The organism is Sphingobacterium endophyticum, assembly GCF_009733535.1.
In the GTDB taxonomy this organism is placed as follows: Bacteria; Bacteroidota; Bacteroidia; order Sphingobacteriales; family Sphingobacteriaceae; genus Sphingobacterium; species Sphingobacterium endophyticum.
Genome location: NZ_SMMI01000030.1, coordinates 1 through 21,830, shown reverse-complemented (window position 1 = coordinate 21,830; position 21,830 = coordinate 1). Strand labels below are relative to the sequence as shown.

General features: G+C 36.7%; 16 protein-coding genes. 8 read left to right on the top strand and 8 right to left on the bottom strand.

Translation table 11 applies throughout. The features are described 5' to 3' along the window. The 6 genes from E0Y80_RS20090 to E0Y80_RS20065 all read left to right on the top strand — a co-directional run. A partial coding sequence (locus tag E0Y80_RS20090; RefSeq protein ID WP_197091697.1) for an RteC domain-containing protein occupies nt 1–439 on the top strand: 439 nt, incomplete at its 5' end. A 251-nt stretch (nt 440–690) separates the two neighbouring features. Next, entirely contained in the window at nt 691–1,044 is a 354-nt protein-coding gene (locus E0Y80_RS20085; RefSeq protein ID WP_156309438.1) for a helix-turn-helix domain-containing protein, read from the top strand. A 24-nt stretch (nt 1,045–1,068) separates the two neighbouring features. Beyond that, nucleotides 1,069–1,377 (top strand): helix-turn-helix domain-containing protein, encoded by a 309-nt coding sequence (locus tag E0Y80_RS20080; RefSeq protein WP_034871390.1) that lies wholly within the window; start codon nt 1,069–1,071, stop codon nt 1,375–1,377. An 84-nt stretch (nt 1,378–1,461) separates the two neighbouring features. Beyond that, a complete protein-coding gene (locus tag E0Y80_RS20075) occupies nt 1,462–2,928 on the top strand; it encodes a DUF3945 domain-containing protein (RefSeq protein ID WP_034871391.1) in 1,467 nt (488 codons plus the stop codon). A gap of 3 nt (nt 2,929–2,931) precedes the next feature. Then, nucleotides 2,932–5,025, top strand: a complete 2,094-nt coding sequence (locus E0Y80_RS20070) for a type IA DNA topoisomerase (protein WP_156309437.1) — start codon at nt 2,932–2,934, stop codon at nt 5,023–5,025. Continuing rightward, nucleotides 5,015–5,899 carry an ORF6N domain-containing protein gene (locus E0Y80_RS20065; RefSeq protein WP_156309436.1) on the top strand — a complete coding sequence of 295 codons (885 nt, stop codon included), beginning with the start codon at nt 5,015–5,017 and terminating at the stop codon, nt 5,897–5,899. Before E0Y80_RS20070 ends, E0Y80_RS20065 begins: the two co-directional genes overlap by 11 nt. 11 nt (nt 5,900–5,910) lie before the next feature. Here E0Y80_RS20065 and E0Y80_RS20060 read toward each other — a convergent pair whose 3' ends face one another. Continuing rightward, on the bottom strand, nt 5,911–7,935 hold the full coding sequence (locus tag E0Y80_RS20060; RefSeq protein WP_156309435.1) for a hypothetical protein: 2,025 nt from the start codon (nt 7,933–7,935) through the stop codon (nt 5,911–5,913). Between the two features lie 195 nt (nt 7,936–8,130). On the opposite strand from E0Y80_RS20060, the gene E0Y80_RS20055 reads away from it, so the two are divergent. Both E0Y80_RS20055 and E0Y80_RS20050 read left to right on the top strand, forming a co-directional pair. Then, nucleotides 8,131–8,568 carry a DUF1896 domain-containing protein gene (locus tag E0Y80_RS20055; RefSeq protein ID WP_156309434.1) on the top strand — a complete coding sequence of 146 codons (438 nt, stop codon included), beginning with the start codon at nt 8,131–8,133 and terminating at the stop codon, nt 8,566–8,568. After that, nucleotides 8,555–13,927: a helicase-related protein gene (locus E0Y80_RS20050; RefSeq protein WP_156309433.1), complete on the top strand. Its 5,373-nt coding sequence runs from the start codon at nt 8,555–8,557 to the stop codon at nt 13,925–13,927. Before E0Y80_RS20055 ends, E0Y80_RS20050 begins: the two co-directional genes overlap by 14 nt. A gap of 45 nt (nt 13,928–13,972) precedes the next feature. Here the strand turns inward: E0Y80_RS20050 and E0Y80_RS20045 are convergent, their stop codons facing one another. From E0Y80_RS20045 to E0Y80_RS20015, 7 genes are all read right to left on the bottom strand, one after another. Then, on the bottom strand, nt 13,973–14,800 hold the full coding sequence (locus tag E0Y80_RS20045) for an RteC domain-containing protein (RefSeq protein ID WP_156309432.1): 828 nt from the start codon (nt 14,798–14,800) through the stop codon (nt 13,973–13,975). Between the two features lie 198 nt (nt 14,801–14,998). After that, on the bottom strand, nt 14,999–16,582 hold the full coding sequence (locus tag E0Y80_RS20040; protein WP_156309431.1) for a Na+/H+ antiporter: 1,584 nt from the start codon (nt 16,580–16,582) through the stop codon (nt 14,999–15,001). Between the two features lie 11 nt (nt 16,583–16,593). Then, the gene (locus E0Y80_RS20035) at nt 16,594–17,601 is read right to left on the bottom strand and encodes a bestrophin family protein (RefSeq protein ID WP_156309430.1); all 1,008 of its coding nucleotides are present in this window, start codon (nt 17,599–17,601) and stop codon (nt 16,594–16,596) included. 19 nt (nt 17,602–17,620) lie between these two features. Continuing rightward, nucleotides 17,621–18,373 carry a hypothetical protein gene (locus E0Y80_RS20030; protein WP_197091696.1) on the bottom strand — a complete coding sequence of 251 codons (753 nt, stop codon included), beginning with the start codon at nt 18,371–18,373 and terminating at the stop codon, nt 17,621–17,623. A 48-nt stretch (nt 18,374–18,421) separates the two neighbouring features. Then, the gene (locus tag E0Y80_RS20025) at nt 18,422–19,120 is read right to left on the bottom strand and encodes an SDR family oxidoreductase (RefSeq protein WP_156309429.1); all 699 of its coding nucleotides are present in this window, start codon (nt 19,118–19,120) and stop codon (nt 18,422–18,424) included. Between the two features lie 27 nt (nt 19,121–19,147). Next, complete coding sequence (locus tag E0Y80_RS20020; RefSeq protein WP_156309428.1) at nt 19,148–19,966, bottom strand: helix-turn-helix domain-containing protein; 819 nt, start codon at nt 19,964–19,966, stop codon at nt 19,148–19,150. A gap of 166 nt (nt 19,967–20,132) precedes the next feature. Beyond that, a complete protein-coding gene (locus tag E0Y80_RS20015; RefSeq protein ID WP_262885891.1) occupies nt 20,133–21,572 on the bottom strand; it encodes an aldehyde dehydrogenase family protein in 1,440 nt (479 codons plus the stop codon). Between the last annotated feature and the right edge of the window lie 258 nt (nt 21,573–21,830).

Genomic DNA, 21,830 nt, shown 5'->3' with positions numbered 1-21,830 from the left:
GCTCGGAAAGATTAACTATCACGATGGATTAAAGAGTGGCGTATTTGAAATTGACCTTAGCTTCTCCACATATTACGACAACAAAATAGCACATATTATTGCCAATGAACTACTTTATACTTACACTCTTACTAAAATAAATCCTGAAGAAAATCCCGATACAATATTACAAAATTTAGATGCAAACAAGGATATTTCGTGGACCAATTCTCAAAATGCACTTATCGAACTGATATACGCTCTGTATGCTTCAAATTCCATTGCATACGGAAAAATAGGCATCCGAAAATTAGCTTTGATTTTTCAAGTGCTATTCCGAACTCCCTTAAATGATATTCATCATTCTTTCCACCGAATGAAAACAAGAGCAGGTTCAAGAACTGCATTTATAGACCAACTCAAAATATCCCTCGAAGAATATATGGATAAAGACCTTTAGCTATATCAAAAATAACCGTTTGAAAGCAGTACCAAAACGTACTGCTTTTTTCTTTGCCCATATCTGCCAATTGGCAAATGCTCTCAAAACTTCATTACAAAATATCCAAAATCCCATAAAAACCTTGTTAAACAAGGGTTTTCCCTAATTGTAAAAATTTTAAAAAAACAGCCAAACCAATTGGCAAGGCTTGGCAGACAAACACTGCCACCTTTCACAATTTTGCATAGTGAACTTTAAAAAGCTATGCAATGAAAATAATAACCATCGAAGAAGACGTGTGGATACAGCTAAATAGCCGTATCAATGCCATTGCCGACTATTTGAAAAGACAGGGAGATAAAAGCTATGATGACCTGTGGCTCAATAACCACGAGGTATGCCAATACCTGCATATCAGCGAAAAAACCTTATGGCGTATGAGAACCAAAGGCGAGATTAGTTATTCAAAAATCTACGGTCAATATTTCTACACCATGGGATCCATAAAAGATATGCTTAATGCCAACGCCATACAGAGTAGTGAGGAATTTGTACAGGAGCTTATGGCAAAAGGTAAAAGCTATATAGAAAAAGGCAGAAAGCTAAAGACAGATAAAAAATAGGTATGAACCCTTAAAAATATCATTATGAATATTGACAGAATGGAATTTTTGGCGTGGATGGAACGCTTAATGGGACGTCTTGATATGCTGGGCGATAATATAGATGATTTACAGAAGAAACGTAATAGCATAGATGGCGAGGAACTGCTCGATAACCAGGATTTACTTCAGATGCTGAAAATCAGCAACCGTTCCCTGCAACGGTATCGCTCCATCGGCAAACTGCCCTATTATACTATTAGTGGAAAGCTTTATTACAAATTGTCTGATGTTCATCAATTCATCAGAGATAGCTTTAACCCACCCACAATTAAGATGAACGTCAATAAGTGACAAACACTGCCTTTGAGTGCCAAGTAATGCAATTCAGTGAAGGCTTCCTTTACATTCGGCATTGAATTTTAAAATTTTCAGACTATGAGTGAAGAAACAACAAATAAGCAGGAAATGCCCGAACAGTTATCGGACATATTGCTGGTGCTGGATAAAGAAAAAATGAAAATCCAAGCCGTAAAGAGTATAGACGAAAACGGGAAAATGGAAACTGTTGATCCCACGAAGAAAAACCAAAACCAGTTTATGCGTGTGGACAAAAGTGGTGATTTCTTTTCGAACTTCTTCTCCAATTTTTTCAGCCAGCTAAAGAACCCTACCAATTTTTCATTCTTTAAAGTGCCTGCACCTGTCGCTGTTGAAAAAGCACAGGAAATGCAAAAGCAGGTTGACAAGCCAACTCCTGAAGGCGAAAAAATAATGAAAGAGCACGAAGTAAAAATAGAACAGCAATCGGATAAAAAACAAGTAAATCAAAATAATATGGCAACAACAGAAACAACACAGCAAGCAAGCGAATACCGCTACAAACCGGAGCAGATTGATTGGGATACTATGACCAATCTCGGATTAAGCAAGGAATACCTTGAAAAGAGAAACCTACTTGAACCTTTATTGAAAGGTTACAAAACGAATGAACTCTTACCGATTGGTGTCAACCTCGGTGGTACAATTCTTCGTACAGATGCCCGCTTGTCTTTACAGCAAGCCGAAGACGGAAAAGTTGTGGTAGGAATACACGGCATCAAAAAAGAACCCAATTTGCATTTTGAATTTTTCGGGCACAAGTTTACGGATGAAGACAAAAAGAACCTGCTCGAAACTGGTAATATGGGGCGTGTGGTAGATTTGAAAAATTCCAAAACTGGCGAACTGATGCCTTCCATTATCAGTATAGACAGACTAACGAATGATGTAATTGCATTGAGGACGGATTTTATAAAAGTTCCAGATGAAATTAAAGGCGTGAAATTGGACGATGCCCAGAAACAAACCTTAATGGAGGGTAAACCGCTAAAGTTAGAGGGTATGATTTCTACCAAAGGAACAGAATTTTCGGCAACAGTACAATTCAATGCAGACAAGCGATATGTGGAGTTTCTGTTTGACCGCAACAATTCTAACAGGCAAACCCAAAGCAATGGACAAACTCAAAACAATCAGCAAAACCAATCTCAGGAAGCTCCAAAAACATTCAGAGGTAAAGAATTGACCGATGATCAACATAAGGATTTTAAAGCCGGTCAAACCATCTACATTGATGGATTGAAAGATAAAAAAGGGCAACCATATCAAGGTTATATCACTTTCAATAAAGAAAATGGAAAAACCAATTTTGAATTTCCAAATCAATACAAGGAAAGAGTAAAACCAACCGAAGCCCATAAAACGCAAACTGCTGTCAATTCGGAGGGCAAGACCAATGAAGCGACCAAAAATATCAAAGAGCCTTTGAAGTCTGGTCAACAAACACCGAAAAACAAACAACAGCAGGAACAACAGGAAAAGCCCAAAGCTCCAGCAAAAACCAGAGGCAAAAAAATATCTTAAAGTATGAAAACAATCATTGCAGAAAAACCAAGCGTAGCAAGGGAAATAGCCGGACTTTTGGGAGCATCTGATAAAAAGGAGGGCTACCTTACAGGCAACGGCTATTTTGTTACCTGGGCATTCGGACATTTAATAGGGTTGGGAATGCCCGAAGATTATGGAATTTCGGGATTTGATAAAACAGCGTTACCAATTTTACCCAATTCTTTTTTATTAACTGTTCGCAAAGTAAAAAAAGATAAAGGCTATACAGCCGATACAGGAGCGTTAAAGCAACTAAAAATTATTGAACAGCTTTTCAATAAAAGCGAGAGCATTATTGTGGCTACCGATGCAGGCCGTGAAGGCGAATTGATATTTCTTTACATCTACGAATACCTGAAATGCAACAAACCGTTTGAACGGCTTTGGATAAGTTCGTTGACCGAAAAAGCCATCAAGCAAGGATTTGAAAACCTAAAACAAGGAAAAGAATTTGACGGATTATACCAAGCAGCACAAGGCAGAAGCCGAGCTGATTGGTTGATAGGCATTAATGCAACACAAGCATTGAGCATTGCCGCAGGAAATGGTATCTATTCCCTCGGAAGAGTGCAAACGCCTACCTTGGCTTTGATATGCAAACGTTATTTGGAAAACAAGAATTTCAAGGTTAAGAATTATTGGCAGATACAGCTATCGCATAATAAAGAGTTGATAGATTTTAAAAGTATTTCCAAAACAAAACGGGAAGACCAAAAACTTGCCGTTGATACGCTGAAAGCCATTCAACGAAACGAAACTACAACAATTACATCAGTAGAAACCAAAAGCGTTACGGAACAACCGCCTTTGCTATTCGATCTTACCGGATTGCAGAAAGAAGCCAATAAAAAACTGAATTTGTCTGCTGACGAAACCCTAAATATTGCTCAAAGCCTCTATGAAAAGAAGTTTATCACTTATCCACGTACCGGAAGCAAATATATTCCTGAGGATATGTGGGCAGAAATCCCCAATCTTGTAAGGGCTTTACAGGACAGAGAAAGCTGCAAACAAGCGATTACAAAAATGAAATGGGGTCGCTTCAATAAACGTATTGTGAACGATTTGCGTGTTACCGATCACCACGGTTTGTTGATTACAGATAAAATTCCTTCAGCACTGAATGCAAAGGAAAATTCCGTTTATGATATGATTGCCTTTCGATTGCTCGAAGCCCTTTCACAAGCCTGCATCAAGGAGATAACCGATGTTGCTTTACAGTCATTGCATTATGATTTTACCGCAAAAGGCTGTAAGATAGTTGAACCTGGTTGGCGTTCCATCAAAGGGAATTTCTCCGATGATGATATTGAGCCTGTACAGGATTTACCTGAACTAAATAAGGGCGATGAACTCAAAATAAAAGAAGCTTCCGTTCTCGAAAAGAAAACCAAACCACCTGTACTTTATACCGAAGCAGGACTTTTATCAGCTATGGAAAGTGCTGGAAGAGAAATAGAAAATGAAGACGAACGGAAAGCGTTGCAAAACATCGGTATCGGCACTCCCGCTACAAGGGCCTCCATCATCGAAACCCTGTTTACTCGAAATTATATCCAACGAGATAAGAAATCTTTAATACCAACTGAGAAAGGATTACAGGTTTACGAATTAGTCAAAAATCGCAAAATTGCAGACGTGGCAATGACAGCCGAATGGGAACTCACATTGCAGAAAATCGAAAACAACGAAGCAGATGCAAGGGTGTTTCAAAAGGAAATGGAAAATTACGCCTCATCTATTACCAATGAGCTGTTGCAGACTTCCATTGCCCAAAACAACTTGCCAAAACTCATTTGCCCGAAATGCAAAAGCCAGCAACTCATTATCCGTGATAAAATCGTGAAGTGTACTGATGAGGTTTGTAATTGGGTACAATTTCGCAATGTTTGTGAAGTACAAATTAGCCTAACCGATATTGAAAACCTTGTCAATAAAGGAAAAACTACGCTTATCAAAGGAATGAAAAGCAAAGCCGGAAAGAAATTCGATGCTTACATTGTGTTGAATGAAGATTGTAAAACCTCTTTTGAATTTGAAAAAATAAAAGCTTCAAAAAGTAATGAAAAATAAACCTACCATTGGCACAATTGAAATCAGAAATCTGATTTACTCGATACGTGGCAAGCAAGTGATGTTGGATAGCGACCTCGCTTCCTTATATCAGGTGGAAACCAAGAACCTCAACAAAGCCGTAAAAAGAAATATTGAAAGATTTCCTGCTTCTTTTTGCTTTCAATTGACTGAAGATGAACTTGAAAACTTGAGGTTCCAATTTGGAACCTCAAGTTTGAACTACGGCGGAAGACGCTATTTGCCTTATGTTTTTACAGAGCAAGGCATTGCAATGGTTTCTGCAATACTCCGTTCAGATATTGCCGTTAAAGTTAGTGTTGAAATTATGGAAGCTTTTGTCGAAATGCGAAGAATACTTATCAGCAATGCTTCCTTGTTTCATCGTTTGCATAAAATTGAAATTAAGCAATTAGAAGCCGACCAAAAGTTTGAAGAAATTTTTAAGGCTTTGGAAAGCGACAAGCTCCAAAGCGAAAAAGGTATCTTCTACAATGGACAGATTTTCGATGCCTACACTTTTGTTTCCGACATTATCAGAAATGCTAAAACTTCTATCATTTTGTTGGATAATTATGTTGACGACACGGTTCTTACATTGCTTGGCAAACGGAATAACGATGTTACAGCAACCATTTACACCAAAAATATTAGCAATCAACTACGATTGGATTTGCAACGATACAACAGTCAATATCCTACAATAGAAATCGAAATTTTCTCTGATGCTCACGACCGTTTTTTGATAATTGACGATATGGAACTTTATCATATTGGAGCGTCATTGAAAGATTTGGGCAAAAAGTGGTTTGCTTTTTCGAGAATGGATATTGAGGTTGGTAGGATGTTAAGTTTATTACATAATTCGAATTAAAGTAAATTATTTTATGTAAACAGCTTATCAAAAAATGGATTATGTCTTTGCTTGGAAGCATCAAGAAGTTGCCTGAAAGTCATTACTTCCAAATGTAAATTAAGTTCAGCTTCTATTTTAAAATAAGTACCAAAAGGAGTAGCTTTCCAACCTTTGTTTTTATTATATCTTGCCAATGGTTCTGGAATAAAATCAAGAATTATATATCCAAATTTTGGTGTTGTTTCTTTTAAAATGATTTGATTTCCCTTATAGTTTTTCTTGATTGGCTGATAAATAAACTCCTCGAAGTATGGCTCGACAAGTTCTGAAAATTCCCATCTATAATCCGTTTTGTTCTTTTGATGTGCAACATCTCCAGGTCTTTTAAATTCGAAAATAACCATAGAATTTACCTCTCCACTAGCTTTATCGCCAAAGCTGATTGGATTATTAAACATTTGTGGATTATCTATCAATATTAAATCTGTTTCTTTTCTACTTTTTGTTTGTGAAAATGAAGTGATAGATTTATCAGAAGCAATAAACTTATACGAAATAAATCGTTCATCTAAAATCCATAAATTATGATTTTCATATTCTAAGTCATTGTTTGTTAATCCTAAAGGAAATATCAAATTATGAACATCTTCTTCAAGTTTATAATCTCCATTTTCATCAGCATCCAAAAATTTGTCAAATAAATTGATAATAGCTTTTCTTCTCATCATATAGTCAGCTAAACTATCTACATCATAAGCTGTCTTTGCCTTAATATCATTTATTATTTGACCAATAGCATCTTCGTTTACTTCTTTTGTTTTTATAAATTTTTCTATGTTATTTTCAACCTTTCTTCTAGCATTAAAAGAAATTTTATATAAGTGCTCTTCCAGTTTATCTTCGCTTAGATTTGGCGGTATTGAGTTTAAAACTTCTGGATTTTTTAAAAAACTATTAAATCTTGGTGCTTTATGAGAAATATAGGATTTAACATTTTCGATATTTTTATTCCTAGCCGTCTTCACAAAATTATCATATTCTACTTCCAAGATTGAAGATATATATTCTTCAATATCTTGAAATGTAATTGTGTTATCATCGTCAAACAAAAGATTTTCTCTTTCTTTCGGGATATTAAATCCATTTCTTGTTTTAAAGACTTTTTTATTTAAATACTCAGAAACAACATAAATATCAAAAAAATAATACTCATTATCTATTAAGACTGGGTAAGAGAAAATAGAATTGATGTTCTTGATATTTTTAGGATTTCCAACTGTCCTGTTGTTTGCACAGTAGTATAGGTAATTATTTTTTCGATTACCTTCTTTCAATGTTTTTGTAATATAGAATTTAAAATCCTCGCCCTTTAAAGAGAAATCTCTCTCTTTTTCTTTTGATACTTTTTGAAATAATTCGTTGATAACCTCTACCTCATTGTTTTCTAAATCAATAACTTCAATTCTTGGTAAAGAATTATTCAAATAGTATATAAAGCAATGCTGCATAATACTCTCACTTATTTGAAGTACTGAGATAGCAGATTTTTCAATTAAAATATGATTAGTGCAATTCTGAATTTCGACAACAGTTTTCGATTGTTCAACTTGAGAGTTACCAAACTCAATTATTTCCAACTCTTTTTCAGTAGAAAACTGAAATTTTCTAATATACCAAGTAGTATCTTCTACATAATTGCTTTCTACAAGAAAATCTTTGTACGCAGCTAGAACTGTAAATCTACCAATTCCTTTACAACCAAAGTCCTTGTTAATTTGTGAAAATGGAGTTTGAAATGATTTGTAATTGTTATTATTAAAACCTACTCCGTTATCAATAACTTTAAATCCAGAAATTGTTTTGACATTATCAAAGTTAAGTTTCTCCGGCAAATTACCTCTGTTAATTTGAATTTGAATTTTCTTTTCGTTTGCTGGTAATTCAGACTTTTGGAGACTAATTATAGAATTAACAACACATTCTAACATAGGAAGAAGCACATCTTCCGCTGTCAAATCTACTGTTTCAACTAAATTTTTTACAGGTACCTCCATAGTGCAAATAAGATTTTTAATAGAGGTTAAATATAAGCAAACTAAACTTTATGATTAGCCGTAAGGTCAGAATTATTTTTATAAAATTTTCCGCCAAACTCATCCTCTCAACGCCAAATCCTACCACTTCTGCAAATGGGCTTATCTACTGCTATAATTTTGAGTTTCAAGTAAAATTCAAAACAAAATTATAGTATGAATACACAACAAAAAGACCTATCGTATTTCAGATTACGACTGCAAGAATTATTAAACACCAGCTTCCCCGAAAAAGCAAACGACCAAAAATTTATTGAGCAACGTTCCTCGTGGGCTACCAACGCTTACGAAGGTGCTTTTCAATCAGGAAATAGCATTGAAAAATGTAATGAAATAGCCAACTATATTCTGTTTGAGGGCTTGCACTTCTCCAAATTTGACACTGTGTTTCAAGTGGTATGCAATGAGTTTGATACCATAATGGCAGATGAGGAACTGCGATCGTTCGCCCTGAAAATGTTCCCGGTTTGTGAGCCTGTTTTCTCTGGCTACCAACTAACCGATGATTTCGCTTATAAGACACAGTACGACCTGCTCTATACCGAAATAACCGGAACCATCGCAATATGGATAGCCGAAAATGGGCTTCAGTAAACGCCAACATCTCCAACAGAACATTGATGCCCTACGAATTGCTTTTAAACTTGAAAAGGAGAAACGACAAGCCACCGTAGGCGAAAGACTGCTAATGATGCAATACAGCGGATTTGGCGGTCTTAAATTCGTTCTGAACCCAATAGCGAATGAAATAGACATCAATCATTGGAGAAAAACGGAACACGAATTTTTCCCAATTACGCAGGAACTACACCGACTACTCAAAGAAAATTCCGAAGACGAAAAGCAATACCGCAGGTATGTAGATAGTATGAAAATTTCTGTGCTTACGGCTTTCTATACACCGCCACAGGTCATAGATGAGATTTCAGCAAGCTTAAATGAAAGCGGTCTGAAAATCGATAAATTTCTTGAACCATCAGCAGGGATTGGCTCATTCATACAGTCCTTTTCGGAAAATCAATTGGTAAATGTTACCGCTTATGAAAAGGATTTGCTCACAGGCAAGATTTTAAAACAGCTTTATCCGAAAAGTAATATCCGAATAAGTGGTTTTGAGGAAATCCCAGAAAAGGAACAAAACAGCTATGATGTGGTTGCGAGTAACATACCGTTCGGCGATACATCTGTATTTGACCTTTCTTATTCCAGAAGCAAAGACACAACTAAAGTACAGGCTGCTAGAAGCATACACAATTACTTTTTCCTGAAAGGTACTGATATGCTCCGTGAAGGCGGTTTGTTAGTTTACATTACTTCACAAGGAATTTTAAACAGCCCAAAGAACGAACCGATACGCAGAGCATTAATGCAGGATAACAATTTGGTTTCGTTGGTCAGATTGTCCAACAATTTGTTTACTGAATATGCAGGAACGGAAGTTGGCAGTGATTTGATTATCCTTCAAAAAAATACGGCAAAACAAAATTTGACAGAGACGGAAGAACTCTTTTGTCAGAGCAAGCAAACAGAATACAATACGCCTGGCAATGCTTTTTTTCAGGACAGCACAAGAATTGTATATACAGACCGCAAATTAGATACCGACCCTTATGGAAAACCAGCATTAATTTATACGCACAAAGACGGCGTTGAGGGAATTGCTAAAGACCTCAAACAAATGCTTTCCGAAGATTTTGGAAAGCACCTGAATTTAGGTTTGTTCAAAAGCGAACGGAACGATGAACCTTTAATACAAATTCCAATTGAGCCAACGGTCATCGAACCTGTAACCATTCAACCGGAAATACAATCTTTATCTGTTCCTATAATCAATCGGGAAAGCCCGCAGGAATTAAAACAATTAAGCATTTTCGATCTGTTTGAAAATATAGAAGAACCGGTAGCGGTTCTTGCTTCGCCTAAAAGAACGATGCAAGTCAAAAGGCAAAGCACTAAAGCAAACCGCCGTGCAGTAGGTCGTCAGACCGATCTGTTCAATGGGATACAGCAACCTTATACACCTCCGATTACCGATAGAACTGCCAACGGAAGCCCATCTACCAATGGCAAAAAACAGGAAGCCATCGGCGACCTGTTTTCGGGTATCAATGGTAATGGCCAAGCTGATAAGCCAGCCGATGCCGACAACATTCCTGAACCTGCTCAGTATGGTGGACAATTAAAATCATTCCACAGAAACGATTGCCTTGTATTGGATAAAGGTTGGGTCGGTCATCTGCAAAATGTAGATACATCAGACGGTACGGCAGTATTCCACCCTTTGCAATTATCGACCTTGCAGAAAGCAAGAACAGAAGCCTACATTGCTGTACGTGATGTTTACCAAGATCTTTACAATAAGGAGGCGAAGCTTCAGACCGAACATAAAGAAGAAAGAGAAAATCTTAATCAATTATACGATGCCTTTGTCAAAAGGCACGGAAACCTCAACAGTGCCGATAATATCAAGCTCATCAAAACGGATAGTTCCGGAAAGGAAATACCTTATCTGGAACGTGTGGTTGGTGGCGTGGTACACAAGGCCGATATATTCAGTCGCCCTGTAAGTTTTTCTACCTTAACCATAACAACGGACAATCCCGAAGAAGCATTAGCGGCCTCGCTCAATAAGTACGGAAACGTGGATTTGGATTATATGTCCGAAATCAGCGGTATGACTGATGACGCTTTGAAAGAAGCCTTACACGGTCGTATTTATTACAATCCTCTAAAAAAGGAATACGAAATATCCGAACGCTGGATTGCAGGTAACGTTGTGGAAAAAGCACAGGAAGTCAAAGCATATCTCGAAAGTAATCCCGATGATGCACAGGCTAAAGCAAGCCTTACCGTTTTGGAAGAAGCTCGACCAAGACGAATTGAGTTTGAAGAATTGGATTTTAACCTCGGCGAGCGTTGGATACCCACTGGTATTTATGGCCGGTTTGCTTCACATCTTTTTGATACGGAGGTCAGCATTCATTACTCGGAGAGTTCTGATGATTTTTCTGTAAGCTGTAAACAAAAGAATGTTCATATATGGGATAAATACGCCGTAAAAGCTGAAAGCCGGACGTTTGACGGGATTGCCCTGCTCAAACACGCCCTTGTCAATACTACGCCTGATATTACTAAAAAAGTGATGGTTGGCGATCAAGAAGTCAAGGTACGGGATATGGAAGCCATACAAATGGCGAATACCAAGATTGATGAAATCCGAACCGCTTTTACCGACTGGCTTCATGCACAAAATGATGAATTTAAAACAAGGCTTACCGACAAATACAACGACACGTTTAACTGCTTTGTCCGTCCGAATTACGACGGAACTCACCAGAACTTTTCTGGGTTAGACCGCAAAGCACTCGGAATTGAAGATTTGTATTCCAGCCAAAAGGACACGGTTTGGATGATAAAGCTGAACAACGGTGCAATCTGCGACCACGAAGTAGGTGCAGGAAAGACGCTCGTAATGTGTACGGCAGCACAGGAAATGAAGCGTTTAGGGTTGGCTCATAAACCTATGATTATCGGGCTAAAAAGCAATGTCCACGAAATTGCCGAAGCTTACCGCACCGCTTATCCACACGCAAAAATATTGTTTCCGGGCAAAGAAGATTTTACACCCCAAAAACGCCAACGTATTTTTGGCGACATTAAAAACAACGATTGGGATTGTGTTATTCTCACACACGACCAATTTGGAATGATACCGCAATCTCCCGAAATTCAGAAGGAAATCTTAGAAATTGAATTGGACAGCGTAGAGCGTAACCTTGATGCCCTGCAATCGCAAGGCAAGGAAGTGACCAGAGGAATGCTTGCCGGTGTAATCAAGCGAAAAGAAAACCTCGAAGTCAAACTCAAAACCCTGCAACACGATATTGAAAATCGTAAAGATGATGTGGTAGATTTTAAGATGATGGGTATAGACCATCTGTTTGTGGATGAAAGTCATCAATTCAAAAACCTGATGTTCAATACAAGGCATTCAAGAGTAGCAGGATTGGGTAATGTGGACGGAAGCCAAAAGGCAATCAACCTACTATTTGCTATTCGTACCATTCAGGAACGTATCAATGCGGATATGGGAGCAACCTTTCTTTCGGGAACTACCATCAGTAATTCGTTAACCGAACTGTACCTATTATTCAAATACCTCAGACCAAGAGCAATGGAAAAACAGGGCATTCATTCTTTTGATGCTTGGGCAGCTATTTACGCAAGAAAAACGACCGATTATGAATTTTCGGTTGCCAATAATATTGTTGCAAAAGAACGTTTTCGATATTTTATAAAAGTACCTGAGCTAGCGCAATTTTATTCGGAAATTACAGATTATCGCACTGCAAAAGATATAGGAATTGACCGACCGAACAAGAATGAGATTTTGTATAATATTCCGCCTACTCCAGACCAGTCTGCGTTCATTCAAAAATTAATGGATTTTGCAAAAACAGGAAATGCCGAGTTGCTCGGAAGACCACCTTTGTCGCAAAGTGAAGAAAAAGCGAAGATGCTCATTGCTACGGATTACGCCCGCAAAATGTCGTTGGATATGCGAATGGTAAGTGGGAAATATGAAGACCATCCCGATAGCAAGGCTTCGCATTGTGCTGCAACTATTGCTAAATATTATAATCAATACAATGCACAGAAAGGAACTCAGTTCGTTTTCTCCGATTTGGGAACTTACAAACCCAGCGAATGGAATGTTTATTCTGAAATTAAACGCAAACTTGTGGAAGACCACGGTTTGCCTGAGCACGAAGTTCGTTTTATACAGGAAGCCAAAAATGATAAGCAGCGCAAGGAACTTATCAAAGGAATGAACGAAGGCAAAATCCGTGTGCTTTTTGGTTCAACGAGCATGCTCGGAACGGGTGTGAATGCACAGAAAAGAGCCGTTGTAGTTCATCATCTCGATACACCTTGGCGACCAAGTGACCTTGCTCAACGTGACGGAAGAGCTGTTCGTAAAGGCAATGAAATTGCAAAATTCTTTACCAACAACAAAGTTGATGTCATTATCTACGCCGTAGAAAAATCATTGGATAGTTATAAGTTCAATCTGCTTTATAACAAACAACTTTTTATAGACCAATTAAAGAACAATAAACTTGGCAAACGAACGATTGACGAAGGAAGTATGGACGAAAAATCGGGAATGAATTTTTCGGAATATGTGGCTATCCTATCAGGAAATACCGACCTGTTGGATAAAGCTAAATTAGAAAAACAGATTGCAGGTTTGGAAAGCGAAAAACAAGCTTTCAACCGTTCTAAATCTAGTGCCAAATACAAATTGCAAGATTATACGGAGCTATTGGAAAGTGCACAATCTCGTTTCAACAGAATGAGCCTCGATTGGGGAAATTTAAAACAACGTATTCAAGAAAATTCGGATGGAACCATTGCAAGTCCTATACAATTAAACGGTTTACCACCTAATGCAGATATAAAACAAATCGGGGCAAAGCTCAACCAGCTTGCGGACAAATCCCGAACTGGTGGTCAGTATGAAGAAATTGGTTCTCTGTACGGATTTACTTTATTAGTCAAAACCGAAATGTCTGAAAAAGAAGGTTTGGATATTCGGGTAAACCGATTTTTGGTTCAAGGAGAAGGAAACATTAAATATACCTACAACAACGGTATCATTGCCAAAGATGAAAAGCTTGCTACAATGAATTTCCTAAACGCATTGGAAAAATTGCCAAGCTACATCGACCAAGAGAAAAAGAAAATTGTAGAAATACAAAAAGATTTGCCTGTTCTTCAGGAAGTGATAAATGGGAATTGGTCTAAAGAAAACAGATTGAGTGAACTGAAAACGGAACTGGCTTCGGTTGAGCGGAAAATACAATTGTCCATCACACCCGAAGCCACAGAAGAACCGACGGAACAGGTCGAAAAACAGAAACAAATAACAACTATTCGGAAAGTATTGTAAGTGCCAAAGGTATGCACTCTCCTTATGGCGTAATTTTTAGTTATATCAGTTTTCTTCCTTTTCATCCATTTTCCTGATTAACGCATCGCATAAGCTGTCAAGGAATTTAGTTCTGTTTATTTTTCGGCTTTTAAGTTCCATAAATGTATGATAAAAGTCGCCCAAATCAATATTAAAAGCACGTTCAAATGTTTTAGCAATAACTTTAATATCTGCATTTCCATTGTCAAACACACCTTGTGAATGTAGAGCGTAAATCAATTCTATCAGCGCCGTTTTACTCCCTGTCCAATTTAATTTCGGTAGATCTGATGATTTATCTTGATATGACGTATTGTAAAGCTGGTTTTCAAGATAAACTTGTATCAGGTCATTTGCCATAATCTTCGCTACCTTATAATCGTGGGAAGTGGAGAAGCTATGGTCTGCCTCAAAATAAAACGTGTCTAAACTTAGCTTAATATCATACTTGCCTCGTACAAAAAGCTTCTCGTCAATAAAAGAATTATTGGTTCGGTAGTATTTATAAAATTCAAGGTTGTTGTCAAAATACCTTTTGAGTTTTCTCAACTCAGAATTAAGGTATTTCTTAATATGTTTTGCGCCGTAAGGTTTTTTTGTTTCGATTTTATAAATAGCATTATAGTAAATGAGTTTTGAGACGATAGCAGATTTCTGATATTTTAAAAAATGGATTTCCTCATCAATATTCTTAAATCCCCTATTTAAAACATACTCCTTAACTTTGGATAAACACTCAATGATAAGATGTATAACAGCTTCTATCTTACAAATAGAGCAATTGCCCTCAATCTCCAATTCGTAAATTGCTGTCTCCAATTTATATAACGTTTCTTCATAGAATTTCTCCATCTTGTTATTTTTAAGTCCGAAATTTTGGGTACAAATAGAAAAATCTATATCAGCATAATGGTATTTTGCCGTTACCATTATATGCCACAAAAACTTATTTAGTTTCGTAATGCAGCCATATCAATTACAACCTGATATTTCAAATATCCCAAAACACAAAGAAATTTACATTTTCGTAAAATGAATTAGCACTGCTTATTACTCAATCCTCAAACGTTCCTCCTCCAAATCAAGTTTAAGCAGATAATGCCTCGTAATTTCCTCATCAATTAGTGGATTTTCTCGGGTTTCTTTTCTAAGCCATTCACGTTGTTTTTCCATTGTGGCGAAATAGATTTTTTTGCCTTCTTCGGAGAGTGTGAAAATGGATGCTTCATCTTCATTTTTCTGCCATCTGGTTATCATATTTTTGATGTAGAGATTTTTATCTTGGTCGGTTTTGAAATTTTCAGCGAGGTAAGATAAGGCAACGTCTTTCATACCTTTTTGCAAAACTACGCTTGCTTCTTTTTCAGATAAATGATAAGGAGTTTCTACTGGAATTTTCAAATAGTTGATTAATGCCGGAAGCGTCAATCCTTGAACTATCAATGTAACAAGTATCACTACAAAAGTGATAAAAAGGATTAAGTCACGATGTGGAAATGGTAGTCCGTTGTCGAGCGTTACAGGAATTGATAACGCTGCTGCCAAAGAAACCACACCACGCATTCCCGTCCAGCCAAAAAGTATAGGAGATTTACGTTCTGGATTTGGGTCTGCAACTTTGATGAAGTTTCGCACTAATAAAAGTGTCCATACAATTACGTAAGAGGCAATAAAACGAACTGCAATTAAGATGGCGGTAACGAGCAATCCATATCCAATTGCTTCTGAAATTCCGATGCCTTCGTTTTTTAAACCCGCTGTAATTTCTGGTAAATCGAGACCGATAATTAGAAATACAATTCCATTAATTAAAAAAGTAAAGCTTTCCCAGACATTAAATCCTTTTAATCGTGCTTCGGGCGTTTTTAACCATTCGTGCCTTCTTACCGAAAGAAATAAACCACCACTTACAACGGACATTACACCTGAAGAATGAACTTCCTCTGCTGCGATATACATCACGTAAGGTGCTGCCAAACTTAGAATAACATCCATATTTACATCGGTAGGGAAAATTTTATGAACCTTTAAAAAGATAAAACCTAAAGCCAATCCGATAGCAACACCACCGAAAACCATCCAACTAAAACTGAGTGCAGCATCTTGCCAAATAAACTGTCCAGTGGCTACGGCTACTAATGCAAATCGAAAAATAATCAACGATGATGCATCATTTAAAAGACTTTCGCCTTCCAAAACGGTGGTATAGTTTTTCGGAATTTTTACATATTTAAGGATTGCTCCTGCGCTAACCGCATCGGGTGGCGAAACAATTCCGCCTAAAACAAATCCCAATGCCAATGAAAATCCGGGGATAAAAGAGTTGGCTACAAAGGCGACTATAATTGCTGTAAGAAAAACAATGATGAAAGCAAAACTTGCAGTGACACCTCTCATTTTCCATAATTCTTTCCAAGATATTTGAAAAGCACCTTCGTATAAAAGTGGTGGAAGAAAAATAATAAAAATCAGTTCTGGCTCAATCTTAATTGTGGGAATTCCCGGGATTAGACTGATGAGCAAACCTGCAACAACTAATAAAATCGGGTAAGCAATTTTTAGTTTTTTCGCCAACATTATGGCAAAAATAATGACCATTACCAATCCCAAATAAAATACAAAACTCTCTATCATAAAATCATTTATTACATTAAAATACCATTCTGTGCTGCTAATGGTTGTGGTAAATCTTTATCATCCAACATATCTTTCAAATCTATTTCCAGCATACGGCTAATTTGGGTGATTGGTACGTCATTCGGATTACCTTCGAAAGGGTTTACCGAACTTTCTCCAATGGTATCTAAAATATGAAAAGCCCAAGCTATCAACGCAGTAAAAGGAATATTAAACCAAATGGTGTAGTCTTCTAAAAAAGTTCCTTCTCCTAATGCTGCATATTCTTTTAGCAATCCAAATGGAAGTAGGAAAATAAAAATGTACATCAAAAAAGTCATTACCGTTTCGAAATTTCTTGGGTAAGGAAAGTTTTTTATTCTCTCAGCTTTTCCTTGGTCGTCAATTAAACGTGTAAGACCCTTTTGAAGTTCTAACCATTCGATATGACTTAAAATGCCTTCTTTTTTTAGTTTTCCTAAAGTTTCAGATTGTGTTGCAAGCAATTGCGTTGATTTATTTTTTTTGGATAAAATGTAAGCAAGTTCATTTTCATTTAGATATTGCTTCAGTTCCTCTTCAACTTTACTTTCCCATTCCGGAATGACAAAATTTTCCTGAGAAAAATTCTGGTTGCTTCTGTTTTTTGTGTTTTCCCAAGGACGAAATTCACGCAGACTAAAACGTAAAGCTGTGAGCCAAGCGAAATGTCTGTAAAACATCAATTTCACGGTTTTATCTTCCTTTCCGCCCAAAGTATCTCTTAAAGTGAAAGCAAAGCTTCGACTGTCATTGATGATGGCTCCGTAAATTTGTCTGGCTTCCCATAATCTTCCGTAACTCGCATTGTTTTTGAACCCGACACTAAAAGCTAATGCCGTACCCAATAACGCCACTGGTTGCCAAGGAAGCGAAAGAAAATGCCAGCCAAAAGCGTAAAGAATTGTAGGAATTGAAGCTATCAAAAAGAACCACAATGTTTTGCGCAACGTCCATTTAAAGAAAACTAAAGCTGTGTATCTTCTACCTGTGTACATCGTTTGAATTTATTTTTAATTAAGATATTAATGATAAGTAACTCTTTTTGCTTTTGTTGTCTTTAAGATTGATTACATCAAAACGTTTGGCAGATGAAAAAGAACCTACATCGCTGTCGCTGTTTATCATCACACCGCCCATTAATATTACATATTTACAGTTGTAATTTGTAGCAGCAACCAGTTCTAATATTCTTTCGTCGATGGCTTCGTAAATCACTTCGGTTGCTTCGTGTATTGGTGTTTCTGCATTTAAAATTCTGTCTTTTTGTTTTAAAAGAATTTGCTCAATGGTATTCATTTGATAATCCATATCCGTCACATTTCCTTCTACAAGAATTCCATCAGATAATTTTTTCAAAGCACCTTTTGCTGCACCACAACATCCCGAAGAAGTATGTTGACCGAAACGAAGAATTTCTCCAATTACACTTTCTTTGGAAATTCCAATGTGTGGGCCATAATAAATAAACACCGCACCATCATCTGGAACGTGGCTTGCAAAAGCGCCCATTCCCGTCAATCCGGTAAATGGAAATCCATCTAAACCACCCATTTTAAAAGGACCGAGAAACTCTTGCGTTGCTCTTGCCGGATATTGAATGCTGTTTACATCATCGCTACAAATACTGTCTGCCATCATTACTTTTGAGGCTGGAATATTCAATTCATCTTCGATAAAATCAATTAATTTGTTGACGGTATCAATTGTGGTTAATGCATTGGGATAAAATTTTCTTATCAGCTCCAATTTATCTTTTTTTAACATCATAATTTTCGAGTTAATTAATTTATATTTTTAAATATTGTCTTGAATTTATTAAGGATTTGTCGCAAAAACGGTAGCATCTGTAATGAAACCTACATCGTTCATTGTCAACATCGACATTGCAACGTGTGCAATTTCGGAAGCTGTTAATTTCTTTCCATTATCATCTGAACCATAGCCAGACTTCGCACCGAATTCAGTTACCACTTCGCTTGGGTTTATCTGCATTACTCTTACATTGTGCTTTCTAAGTTCTGCTCTCCAGCATTCTGTCAATCCTTTTAACGCAAATTTGCTGGCTACATAAGCCGAACCGTTTGCAAAGCCGTACAAACTTGCTGTAGAACCAATGTTGATGATGTTTCCTTTATCTTGACGAATGAAAATTTTGGCAGCTTCTTTTCCTACTAAAAATGCTCCTTTTACGTTAATGTCCCAAACACGGGTGAAATCTTCTGTGGTCGTGGAAACCAAGTCGCTGAAATAACCAACACCTGCGTTATTAATTAACACATCAATTCCGTTCCATTTGTCTTCCAAAAATTTGAAAAGGTTTTCTACCTCTTTTTCATTGGCAACATCTGCAGTAAATCCTAAAACATCCAAAGTTGCGGCAGCTTCGCTTACCGTTTTTTCGGTTCGACCACAAATCAGAACTTCGGCTCCTTTTTCTTTAAATATTTTTGCCATTTCGTAGCCCATTCCGGTAGCTCCGCCGGTTATTAAAATTCTTGCGTTCTTGATTTCCATATAATTGTTTATTTTAAGTCTAATAATTTATTGTTCAATTTTTCTAACGTCTGTGGTAGTTACACCATATTTCTTTTTAAATGAAGCGTAAAAGTGGGATAGGTTTTCAAATCCTAAATCCAGATAAAAATCGGTTGGTTTTTGCTTTAAATATTGAATTAAATAATGCGCTTCCTCCAATCGTCTTTCCAAAAGCCATTGCTTCGGCGTTGTTTTGAATATAAGTGAGAAATCACGTTTAAAACCCGACAAGCTTCGTCCAGTAAGCGTTGCGAAGGTTTCTACAGGAACATTGAACATATAATTTTGTTTCATATATTCCTCTAAATCGATTTTGTAAGGAGATGAAAAATCAAACAAAATCTGTTTAAAATCAGTATTGCTTTGCAGCAGTAATTCAATCGCTTCCTTAATTTTTAACTCCGCAAGTTTGGGTGTAGCTTCTTTTTTCTTATTTACATAAGGTGCCAACGAACTGAAATAGCTTTTCAAAAAGGCATCAGCTTCAAAAAACATACGTTCATCACCAATGTACTTTCCGTCTAACTCAATTTTATTTTCGAGTGCATATTTTTGTAAAACTTCTTGGTCTAAAGTAATCGAGATGAATTTGTACTGCCCATCCTTTGCAGGATACTTTGTTGTACGAATAAGCTGATTTCTTTTGATTAAAACCACCGAATTTTCTTGAATAATCGCCGTTCCACCAGGATAAACAGCGTGTGTTTCTCCCGACAATTGAAATCCCAATAAATGTTCTGGCATAAATTCTTCGTAACCTCTATGTTGCCGAAACTGACAAGAATAAACCAGTCTGTCGAATATAACTTCCTTTTTACCTTCCATATTTTTAAGTATTAGAATTCATTATAATGTACAAAGAAAAGAAAAAATTGATTTATAAATATTGGTAGAAAGTTCAATTTTATATTGGCGTAAAGTTTTGCCCTGTAAAAAACGATACCGCAAAAGCGGTATCGCAATAGATTTTGAAACTTCGATTTAATTAAAATTAATCAGCATTTTCAATCATACTTTTTAGCTTTTCTACCTTACCTGCATAAGGTGGGAAATTCAATGAATTCTCCGTCAAATCAGTGTTATGGGCAATCATAATCGGTTTAAAATGCGTAAAAGTTTTGAAACTTGCTTCGCCTACATAATGTCCCATTCCGCTATTTCCAACACCACCAAATGGCAAATATTTTGACGCTGCGTGTATCATACAATCATTAATGGTAACGCCACCTGCACCGGTATTTGTAAGCACCAAATCTTGACGCTTTTTGTCTTTTGAAAAGAAATACAATGACAAAGGTTTTTCTTTAGTTTTTTGTAACGCAACTAATTCTTCAATGTTATCAAACGTAAGAACAGGCATAATTGGTCCAAAAATTTCTTCTTGCATAATCGGCGTATCTTCTGTTACATTATCCAAAATTGTTGGTGCGATGTATCGTTTTTCAGCATCCGATTGTCCGCCAAAAACCATTGTACCATTGCCATCCATCAAACCAACCAATCTATCAAAATTTCTTTCATTGATGATAAAACCGTAATCTTCACTTTTAGAAGCATCTTCGCCATAAAATTCAACCATATATTTTTTGCTAAATTCTATAAACTTTTCTTTGATACTCGAATGAACATACACGTGGTCAACCGAAACACAAATTTGTCCAGTGTTGAATAATTTTGCTCTAACGATAGACCTCGCAGCGTATTCTACATCGGCAGTTTCATCTACAATCGCCGGACTTTTTCCACCCAATTCTAAGATGGTTGGCGTTAAATATTTTGAAGCAGCAGCCTGAATAATTTTACCAACTCTCGGACTTCCTGTAAAAAATATAAGGTCAAATCGCTCGTCTAACACACGATTAATCAACTCTACATCGCCCAAAATACATTTTACATAATTTGGCGAAAAAGTAGCTTCGACAATTTCATTAATAACTACGCCACAAGCAGGCGCATCAGACGAAGGCTTTACCACGGCTGTGTTTCCAGCTGCAATTGCGCCAAGCAATGGACCGAAAATTTGCCAGTTTGGAAAGTTCCAAGCACTCAGAATAAACACCGTTCCTAAAGGTTGGGGTTTTATGATGCTTTCATTTCCTGCAAAATTCGCAGGCGTTTCCACATGTTGGTCTTTTACCCAATCTTTCAGATTTTTGATGGTATTATTGAGTTCATCCATTACCCAACCCAATTCAATCAAATACGTTTCCATTTCATTTCTGCCCATATCTTTTTTTACGGCTTCAAGGATTTGTGGTTCGTATTTTACAAAGTTTGTTTTTAGTTTTTGCAGTTGTGCTAACCTAAAATCCACATCCAAAGTTGCACCAGAAAGGAAATACTTTCTTTGGCTATCTAATAAATTCTTGATTTGTTCTTTGTTCATAATTTTTGTAATTAAGATTGTTTTATTATTACAAAGGTCAAGAATTTTAGATTGTTTGGTGTTTGTGTGACGTTCAATTTTGTATTTCTGGAACGTTCAGGTTTTAAATAATCCTGTGTTTTGTACTTTTCCTTTCAACAAAAAAATCGATATGTTGCCTATGAAACACGGATTATTGAAATAGCATCTATTTAACTTTTTCTTATTTAAACCTACTGCACCAAATGTTGCAAATCTGGGTCATTTTTAATCCGCTCCAATTCTGCACCAATAATCTGTACAATATCTTGTTTTATCTGCCGG

Excerpts from the sequence above, each read along its gene's own strand:
- E0Y80_RS20085 (WP_156309438.1), top strand. The coding sequence starts at position 691 with ATGAAAATAATAACCATCGAAGAAGACGTGTGGATACAGCTAAATAGC.
- E0Y80_RS20080 (WP_034871390.1), top strand. The coding sequence starts at position 1,069 with ATGAATATTGACAGAATGGAATTTTTGGCGTGGATGGAACGCTTAATG.
- E0Y80_RS20075 (WP_034871391.1), top strand. The coding sequence starts at position 1,462 with ATGAGTGAAGAAACAACAAATAAGCAGGAAATGCCCGAACAGTTATCG.
- E0Y80_RS20070 (WP_156309437.1), top strand. The coding sequence starts at position 2,932 with ATGAAAACAATCATTGCAGAAAAACCAAGCGTAGCAAGGGAAATAGCC.
- E0Y80_RS20065 (WP_156309436.1), top strand. The coding sequence starts at position 5,015 with ATGAAAAATAAACCTACCATTGGCACAATTGAAATCAGAAATCTGATT.
- E0Y80_RS20060 (WP_156309435.1), bottom strand. The coding sequence starts at position 7,935 with ATGGAGGTACCTGTAAAAAATTTAGTTGAAACAGTAGATTTGACAGCG.
- E0Y80_RS20055 (WP_156309434.1), top strand. The coding sequence starts at position 8,131 with ATGAATACACAACAAAAAGACCTATCGTATTTCAGATTACGACTGCAA.
- E0Y80_RS20050 (WP_156309433.1), top strand. The coding sequence starts at position 8,555 with ATGGGCTTCAGTAAACGCCAACATCTCCAACAGAACATTGATGCCCTA.
- E0Y80_RS20045 (WP_156309432.1), bottom strand. The coding sequence starts at position 14,800 with ATGGAGAAATTCTATGAAGAAACGTTATATAAATTGGAGACAGCAATT.
- E0Y80_RS20040 (WP_156309431.1), bottom strand. The coding sequence starts at position 16,582 with ATGATAGAGAGTTTTGTATTTTATTTGGGATTGGTAATGGTCATTATT.
- E0Y80_RS20035 (WP_156309430.1), bottom strand. The coding sequence starts at position 17,601 with ATGTACACAGGTAGAAGATACACAGCTTTAGTTTTCTTTAAATGGACG.
- E0Y80_RS20030 (WP_197091696.1), bottom strand. The coding sequence starts at position 18,373 with ATGATGTTAAAAAAAGATAAATTGGAGCTGATAAGAAAATTTTATCCC.
- E0Y80_RS20025 (WP_156309429.1), bottom strand. The coding sequence starts at position 19,120 with ATGGAAATCAAGAACGCAAGAATTTTAATAACCGGCGGAGCTACCGGA.
- E0Y80_RS20020 (WP_156309428.1), bottom strand. The coding sequence starts at position 19,966 with ATGGAAGGTAAAAAGGAAGTTATATTCGACAGACTGGTTTATTCTTGT.